Here is a 1,342-nt window from a genome sequence, read left to right as displayed (position 1 = left end):
GGTTGTGTGCGTCAAGTTCTGCAAAAGTGGGCGGCCATGGAGCTGATCATGCGGCTTGGCGTAGGGCGAGTTTTTTGTGCTCGCGCAGATCGTCCATGTTGATGTAGCGGTTGGCCTCCATCCAGTTTTCGTTGGTCTCGACGGCCAGCGCCCTGACCAGGCGCAGGCAGCTTTCGGCGTTGGGAAAGATGCGCACGACGTAGGTGCGCCTGCGGATTTCCTCATTGAGGCGTTCGAGCATGTTGGTGGACTTCAGATGCTTGTGGTGCTGACGCGGCAGGCAAAAGAAGGTCAGCGTGCATTCGATGGTCTCCTCGACCCAATTCGTCAGCCGCGGATAGCGGCCCGACCATTTGGACAGCCATGCGGCGAGATCGGCCTTGGCCTCGGCGAGGTCGCGCCGGTCGTAGAGCCATCTGAGTTCCTGCAGGCAATCGTCGCCATGCTTCCTTGGCAGGTGATCGAGCGCATTCCTGAGGAAGTGCACATAGCAGCGCTGCCATGCCGCTTCCGGGATCACCTCGCCGATCGCCGCGACCAGGCCGGCATGATCGTCGGACACGACCAGCTCGACGCCCTTGAGGCCGCGTGCCTTCAGGGCGACGAGGAAGTCCTTCCAGGCCGAGCGGCTCTCGCGATTGGCCATCTCCACGGCCAGGATCTGGCGCCGCCCGTCCCAGTCGATGCCAACCGCGATCAACACCGCCTGGCTCGTGACGATGCCGGCCTCGCGCACCTTCTCGTAGCGGGCGTCGAGGATGAGGTAGGCAAAGGGCTCTTGCAGCGGCCGCTCGGCAAAGGCCTTCAGGCTCTCGTCCAGCCGCTTGTTAATGGCCGAGATCGATGAGGCGGAGAAGGCATGGCCGCACAGCTCTTCGGTGATCGCTTTGACCTTCCTGGTCGAAACGCCCTGCACATACATCTCCGCAAGCGTCGCCACCAAGGCGCGCTCGGAACGCTGGTAGCGTTCAAACAGTTCGGTGGAGAAGCGGCCGGCCCGGTCCTGCGGAACCCGCAGCTCAAGCTTGCCGACACGCGTCACAAGGGTGCGGCCGTAATAGCCTGAGCGATAGCCCAGCCGCTCCGGCGTGCGTTCGCTCTTCGAAGCACCCAGCGCCTCATCCATCTCGGCCTCCAGCACCTCCTGCATCACCGCACGGATCACTTCGTGCAATCCATCCGGGTTCGATAGCAGAATGTCTTTGACGGCAGCGCTGGCGGATTTACCCTCTGTCTTGGTCATGGTGGCGTTCCTTCGCGGGAATCAGGTGACGTTGAACATCACCAGCCTGCCATGACCGCCCACTCTCAGCGAATTTGCAGAACTCTCAGCACACTACCG

General features: G+C 62.2%; 1 protein-coding gene. It reads right to left on the bottom strand.

Features of this window, described 5'->3' with window-relative positions; translation table 11 throughout:
* Positions 1 to 46: 46 nt before the first annotated feature.
* Entirely contained in the window at positions 47 to 1,243 is a 1,197-nt protein-coding gene (locus tag O7A70_RS33760; RefSeq protein WP_337144197.1) for an IS256 family transposase, read from the bottom strand.
* Positions 1,244 to 1,342: the final 99 nt, after the last annotated feature.

The organism is Mesorhizobium sp. Cs1299R1N1 (assembly GCF_037179655.1).
Classification (GTDB): domain Bacteria; phylum Pseudomonadota; class Alphaproteobacteria; order Rhizobiales; family Rhizobiaceae; genus Mesorhizobium; species Mesorhizobium salmacidum.
The sequence above is the reverse complement of the archived record's forward strand: the minus strand, read 5'-3'. Positions and strand labels throughout refer to the sequence as shown.

What these genes read in the sequence shown, in the direction of transcription:
- O7A70_RS33760 (WP_337144197.1), bottom strand. Translation starts at nt 1,243, where the DNA reads ATGACCAAGACAGAGGGTAAATCCGCCAGCGCTGCCGTCAAAGACATT.